This is a genomic window from Arthrobacter sp. Y3221157 (genome assembly GCF_059089865.1).
The window spans coordinates 1-6,544 of the sequence record NZ_JBNHFD010000127.1; the positions used below are offsets into that span (position 1 = coordinate 1).

The 6,544-nt window shown below is 60.7% G+C and carries 4 protein-coding genes and 1 pseudogene; 2 read left to right on the forward strand and 3 right to left on the reverse strand.

The genetic code is table 11. The features are described from left to right. Window positions 1-528: 528 nt before the first annotated feature. The 3 genes from AC5RTT_RS19175 to AC5RTT_RS19185 all read right to left on the reverse strand — a co-directional run bounded on the left by AC5RTT_RS19175 (window position 529) and on the right by AC5RTT_RS19185 (window position 4,393). Window positions 529-1,353: an alpha/beta fold hydrolase gene (locus AC5RTT_RS19175; protein ID WP_494146517.1), complete on the reverse strand. Its 825-nt coding sequence runs from the start codon at window positions 1,351-1,353 to the stop codon at window positions 529-531. Between the two features lie 620 nt (window positions 1,354-1,973). Further along, window positions 1,974-3,005, reverse strand: a complete 1,032-nt coding sequence (locus AC5RTT_RS19180) for an aldo/keto reductase (protein ID WP_494146518.1) — start codon at window positions 3,003-3,005, stop codon at window positions 1,974-1,976. A gap of 407 nt (window positions 3,006-3,412) precedes the next feature. Further along, window positions 3,413-4,393 (reverse strand): Gfo/Idh/MocA family protein, encoded by a 981-nt coding sequence (locus AC5RTT_RS19185; protein WP_494146519.1) that lies wholly within the window; start codon window positions 4,391-4,393, stop codon window positions 3,413-3,415. 579 nt (window positions 4,394-4,972) lie between these two features. Here AC5RTT_RS19185 and AC5RTT_RS19190 point away from each other — a divergent pair. Beyond that, window positions 4,973-5,857 carry an NAD-dependent epimerase/dehydratase family protein gene (locus tag AC5RTT_RS19190; RefSeq protein WP_494146520.1) on the forward strand — a complete coding sequence of 295 codons (885 nt, stop codon included), beginning with the start codon at window positions 4,973-4,975 and terminating at the stop codon, window positions 5,855-5,857. 130 nt (window positions 5,858-5,987) lie between these two features. Further along, window positions 5,988-6,130 (forward strand): annotated as a pseudogene (locus AC5RTT_RS19195) (aldo/keto reductase); the annotation flags it as partial. Window positions 6,131-6,544: the final 414 nt, after the last annotated feature.

A 6,544-nucleotide genomic window follows, 5' to 3' on the forward strand; every position in this document is an offset into this window, starting at 1 on the left:
TTTGACGTCGATACCCACGCGAGCCTCCCTTTGGTGGCGAGCCGACGCACCAGGGCAACCTTTAGATCCGATAGCTGGGCATTCTTCCCATCAGACTCGTCACCCGGCTGAAGCTCAGGGTTGAGCACACCATTGATGTCGAGGAGGATGATCGGCTTCATGACCGAGACCATAGCCGCTCCGCAGGCAGGAGGGTAGTCTCCAGGTCCTACTTCGCCCGTTCACAGTGGCGGCTGCGCCACTACGGGCTTTAACGCCGGTCACTCACCAAGCCCTTCCAATCGCCGATAATTCATCTTTTGATAGATCAAGCTCTGATCCCTGCTGCCTTCCCGTGCTTTACGGCAGTTCGTAGGGCCCAGGATCTCTCCGGGATGAGTTATGAGGCCACAAAAGGCCCCCTAATGCCAGTTCCCGTGTAAGGGCGAACTACGACTTCGTCAGCGGTTGGTGGGCTATGTAGTCAGGAATAAGCAGAGTGCTTGATGAAAGAGGCTTGAAAATTGAGCGGGAGGAAGGCGGCGCCTGTCACGAGCGGGTGCCGAGGTAGTGCAGGATCGCCCGGGCCGTTTCCTCCGGAGCGCTGACGTGGGGGCAGTGGCCGGTGGCCTGAAGCTGCACCAGGGTGCTGTGTTCCAGATTCTTGTGCAGGTAGGCGCCCACTTCCGGCGGGGCAAGCCGATCGTCGGAGCACTGCAGAATCAGGCAGCTGGTCCGCAACTTTTTCAGTTCAGCGCGGGTGTCGGAAAAGAAAGTTACCCCGGCGAAGTGCCGTGCGATGGCCGGATTTGTCCGGCAGAAGCTGACACGCAGGTCCTCCGCCAATTCCGGCTCCTGGGGGTTGCCCATAACCATGGGCGCCAAGGCTGCGGCCCAGGCGAAATAGTTGCTGTCCAGAGATGCGAGCAGGCCCTCGATGTCTTCTCGCGAAAATCCGCCCACGTAGCCGTCGTACGGGTCATCCGTATGGCGGGGTGAAGGAGCAAGCAGGACCAGCTGGGAGAAACGGTTGGGGTCCTGCACTGCGGCGATCACGGCGATCATCGTGCTGACGCTGTGGCCCACCAGGATGACGTCCTCAAGTTCAAGGGCGGCGCAAATCTCCAGCAGGTCTGAGGCGTAACCACCCAGGGACCCGTATTTCTCCCAGTCATAGGCGCTGCTGTCTGAGTGTCCGGCACCAACATGATCAAAAAGCACCAGTCGGTAATTATCAACGAAATAGGGCAGGAGCTTCCGCCACATAGCCTGATCACAGCCAAAACCGTGGGCAAACATCATCACAGGCCCATCATCGCGGCCCAACATGGTGACATTGTTCCGGCCAATAACGGCAGCAGCTGCTTCGATCACGTTCTCACTGACCCTCGCGATACGGTGGTGTCCTGTCCCAGATACTATCCGCGGGAAAATGAGGATCCTAGGGATCCTTCCACTATGACCTTCAAGGTGCCGTCGATTCAGCCCTTGGATGCGACGCGGCGTACGCGACTGCTCCGACAGGGACAGTGTTCGCGATCAGAGCGTTGACGGGTCGTCGCGGGCGTCCCACGTTCGGTGATCACTCGCAGATGCCTGCGTGAAATCAGCAAGCGCCCGTTTGGAAAATTGACGATTGCGCACCTTTTGTCAGCTGTGGCATAGGGCCCAGATATGGCGGACGGGGAAGTACTTGGTTAGTTTCCGGAGACTCCTGCCGCCGTCTATAAGAGTCAGCTGACGGGTTGGCCGCGGCGTGTGGCCTGGCCGCCGTGGTGGCTTATTGAAGTGGGTGCGGGCTCAGGGACCTGGCTAGTGGGGCCCTCCGCCTGCTCTGTACTGCTTTTATGCCGTTTCTCGTTCAGGTTCTGTCGGGTGAGGCGTGCGTGTCCAACGCCCGTTCATGGTCCGGAGTTATGGGTACTACATGACCTCTTAGGGGTATGCCCCAGCCTCACGTCGAGGTGACGCGGCCTCATGCTGGTGGCCTTGGGTTACCTGCCGCCTTCAATCTTCCGGCTCCGCTGTTCCTGAGCCATGGGGCCATAGGGATACACCCCGACGCGGGGTTGGCTGGCCTGGGTTAGCCGCTCTGATTCCTCGGTTGTCAGTTCGAGGTCGGCAGCGGCAAGGTTATCGGCCAGTTGCTCGATGTTGCGGGCGCCCAGAATCACGGACGTCACCGCGGGCCGATCTGCCAACCATGCCAGAGCCACTTGCGAGGCGCTGACACCATGGTCAGCGGCGATCTTTTCCACTGTTCCGATGATGTCCCAGGTGCGGGGGTCGTCGTTGCGGGCCTGCCAGGCCTCCATGCCCCGGTTGGGATTCTCACCGAGCCTGGTGGCACCGGTGGGAGGCTGGTCGCGCTTGTATTTGCCGGACAGCCAGCCGCCGCCCAGTGGCGACCACGGAAGCAGGCCGATGTTCGCGTCCAGGGAGGCCGGGACGATCTCCGACTCGATCTCACGGACAAGCAGGCTGTACTGCGGTTGGAGGGTTACGGGGGCGCTCCAGCCGTGGGCTTTGGCCAGGTGGACGGCCTTGGTCAGCTGCCACCCCAGGAAGTTGGAGAACCCGTAGTAGGCGATCTTGCCGTTGCTGACGGAGTCGTGCAGGAAACGCAGCGTCTCCTCCAGCGGTGTTATGGGGTCCCATGCGTGCATTTGGTAGAGGTCAATCTGCTCCACCCCCAGACGGCGGAGGGAATCATCTAAGGCGCGGGTCAGGTGGCGGCGGGACGTGCCGACGTCGTTAGGCGCCTCGCCCATTGGGAAGCGCCCCTTGGTGGCCAGTGCTATGCGGTCCCTGGCTTCAGGTCGCTGCGTGAGCCAGCGTCCGATGATTTCCTCCGATACCCCGGCACTGTAAACATCGGCTGTATCGATAAAGTTGCCGCCGGCGGCAACATAGTCATCAAGGATGGCATGGGACGTTTCCTCCGTGGTCTCCGCCCCGAACGTCATGGTTCCCAGAGCGTAGTTTGAAACTACAGCGCCGCTGTTGCCCAGTGTGCGGTATTGCATGATGTTCCTCAGTTCGTGGTTGGGGGTGTTGATTCGCCCGCGTTGCACCCGGCACGCACTAAGGGCACTGCGGCTGCGTCGCGCGGGGCCAGTTCCTAGGGACTACTCCGTTGACGTTACGCACGTCCTCCGGCGATGTCAGCAGGTTTTCCTGTCCCTGCTTTTCCTAGGACGCCGAGTCCTACCGTCCCTGCAGTTGGGATATCCAAGGAGGACTAGCATGAGGACCCGCCGCCGCAACGCCTAAATCCCTACTCCAAAGGCAGACCGCGTAGGGCGGTGATCCCATTTGCAGCCGAAATTGGAGGAGGTGGCGTGGCAGTAATTCCGGCTCTAATTCGAAAGCCGGCGGTGGTCCCTAGTTCAGCATCGGCGTCCCGGTACTGCCGCTCCCGGGAAATCTGTTTCTACTTCATGGGGCTGAACCCTGCGGAGGCGTAGATTCCGTCGATGACTGTCATGTTGAAAAGGCTGTCGGGGCCCTCGGTGAGTAGCCGGATGCCTGACTGAAGACCATGGACGATTGCCTCCAGTTGATGGTCGTAGGTCTCAAGGCCTCGTACGGTCCACGTGCGGTCCAGCCCGTTATTGCTCTGGGTGATGGAGTGGCCCTTGGAAGGGAACACCAGGTTGTTGACGACCAGTCTTCCTTCGGTACCGAGCACTTCGAGGGAGGAGTTCAGGTGCCCGGGCTGTTCCAGCATCGCTGAAGTGATGAGTGCTTTTGCTCCTGAGGGAAACTGGAGGTCGGCCGCTACGCTTAGGTCCGCGCCGAGGGGATTGAGGGTCCCGCTGGCTCGGACTATGGTTGGTTCTTCGCCCATGAATGCCCGCACCCAGTGAACCGGGTAGCAGCCGAGGTCCATAAGCGATCCGCCACCCAATCGCGGGTCATGCCGCAGCGACGCGGGATCGAACGGATTTGAGCTGGAAAAGTCTGCCCTCAGTGTCAAGATTTCCCCGAGCACGCCGGAGGCCTTGACGGCATCGAGCTCAGCGCTTAGCGGGTGGTACCTGTCGTGGAAGGCTTCGATGAGGCGGTAACCTGTCGTTTGCGCAGCTTCCAGCATTTGCGCAGCCTCACCGGCATTCATCGCGAAGGGTTTTTCGCAGAGCACGTGCTTGCCTGCTTCGAGTGCGGCAATCGACCACATAGCGTGCTCGGAGGGTGGCAGCGCGTTATAGACCAGATCAACTCCGGGGTCGGATAGCAAAGCAGCGTAGTCGTTATAGAAACGGTCAATCCGGTGGCGCTCTGCGAACCGCCGTGCAGATTCTGCACGGCGGGAGGCTACCGCGACAACCTCGACGTCGGTTCGTCGCCTGGCCGGCCGGATGACCGCCGCGGGCGCGATGCCGGCTGCGCCCAGAATTCCGATTCGTAACACTGCATTTCTCCTTGCCGCGGCCCCAAATTTTGCTACGTACCCGCACACTACTCGCGTCAACTTGTGAGGGTGTCCCTCTCACGCCCCGTGACATAGCGTGACTTCTCTGCCACCTGCATAACTCAACGCAGCGGGACGCCGAGAGGAACAAACGGCGCCTCGTGGCAAGCAGCGGACGTTGACCCTGACGCGTCCAACTTATATAGTTCAAGCTATAAACTAATCCTAGTTCTAAGGCTCCACCACGTGCAAGGATGCAGCATGATTCCAGACACCGCGGCTGGCGCGACAGGGCCGTGTCACCACCAGGTACCGAGGTTTCACCCAAATCAATTGGTGGTCATGTGGTTATCGATGGAACAGGAGACTTCGTCAATGCCCGCGCAGTAGTGGGTGGGTGGCCAGCAGCAGGAATTGTGCGCCTGCACGGCACGGGGAAATCATCCGCCCGCCACTGCTGTGGATCGTCACCGCGCACCATCTCCTGGAACCCATTCAGCGGCCGACGGCGATCCAGCTGAGCGTGAGAGATACCTACTCATCCGTGTACCAAGCCCGCACTACCATCTAGGAGACATAATGAAGGTCCTGATCACTGGCGCCCATGGAAAAGTTGGTCGTGCCACTACCCGGGCGATGATCGACGCCGGACACGAAGTACTCACCACCGATCTCACCCGTCCCGGCTTCGAGCGCAAGCCTGAAGGCACCCCGCAATACATGATGGCTGACCTCACCGACGCGGGGGAAGCGTATGCCGTCGTCCGCGGAGTCGACGCCGTCGTGCACGTCGCCGCGATTCCAGAACCAACTGGTAATCCGCCTCACGTCGTATTCCAGACCAATCTCATGGCGACATTCAATGTCCTTGAGGCCGCCATACGATTTGGCGTGAAACGCTTTGTTTACATCTCCAGCGAGACGGTCCCCGGGTTCTTTTTTCCAGAGCGCGACTTCCTACCCGACTACGCACCGGTGGACGAGGAGCACCCGATCCGACCGCAGGACCCCTATGCGCTCTCCAAGCACTTCGGCGAGCAACTCATGGACACCGCCATCGCCCGGTCCGACATCCGTTGCATCTCCATCCGGCCCAGCTGGGTCCAGTTCGAGGGCAACTATGAGGTTAACCTCGGACCGCAGATCCGGGACGCGTCGGTCCTCAGCCCCAACCTTTGGAGCTACATCGACGCCTACGACCTCGCCGACGCCATTGTCCTGGCCACCGAGTCAGACCTACCCGGACACGAGGTCTTCTACATCGCTTCCCCTGACAATGCGGGCGGCCACGACTTCGCCGAGATCCTGAACAAGTACTACGGCCACACAATCGAGCTACGCGAATTAGACCGTACCGACGCTTCGGGGATCTCTAGCGCGAAAGCCCAACGGATGCTCGGCTGGACCCCAAAGCGATCCTGGCGCGACTACCTCGACGCCCAAGGACACACGGTCAACCACTAACCAGCAGAGGGAAAAGGGCGGGAGTAGTCCCTCCCGCCCTTTCCCTCCCAGTGGGATAACTTTGAGGTCCATGGTTGGGGTCAATCCAGGTTATCCCACTGTGTGCATACCCGCGCTGGTCACTTATCGGGGTAATACGTTCTACCCGGGGTGGGGCGAAAACAGTGCAAGCGTTTTGGAGGACGCGGCGATCGGCCGTATCGCGGCACACGGTAAGACCCCTGCCCAGGTCATGCTGCGCTGGCACCACAACAGGGCCGGTCTGTGATTCCATGTCGGCGGTATTGCCCACTGCGCAATCCGGTATCTGTTTTGAGCCGCCTCGGAACCTGCGGCGGTACCACCACAGACGGGTCCAGCGGGGCCGTGACGAGCCCCGCACGGTGTTTCCATCTTTGTACCAAGATGCCGGGGCCTGAGTTGTAGAAAAGGGTTGTTCCCAGGGCTGGCCCGTGCGGTTAGGGTGATCACGGGCGGTGCAGATGAAGGATCGCCCGGTTGGTTGATCAGGTGCCAGTAACGGAGCTGATCCAAGCGATTCGATTCTCGGGAGGAAGCATGACAAGTCCAGAGCAGGATCCAAGCCAGCAGGAAGGCCCCGCGGACGGTGGCGCGGCCGGCGTCCCCGGCATGCACGACGGCGGTGCCGACGGTGGAGCTGACAGCGGTGCCGACGGTGGAGCTGAC

Excerpts from the sequence above, each read along its gene's own strand:
- AC5RTT_RS19180 (WP_494146518.1), bottom strand. The coding sequence starts at position 3,005 with ATGCAATACCGCACACTGGGCAACAGCGGCGCTGTAGTTTCAAACTAC.
- AC5RTT_RS19190 (WP_494146520.1), top strand. The coding sequence starts at position 4,973 with ATGAAGGTCCTGATCACTGGCGCCCATGGAAAAGTTGGTCGTGCCACT.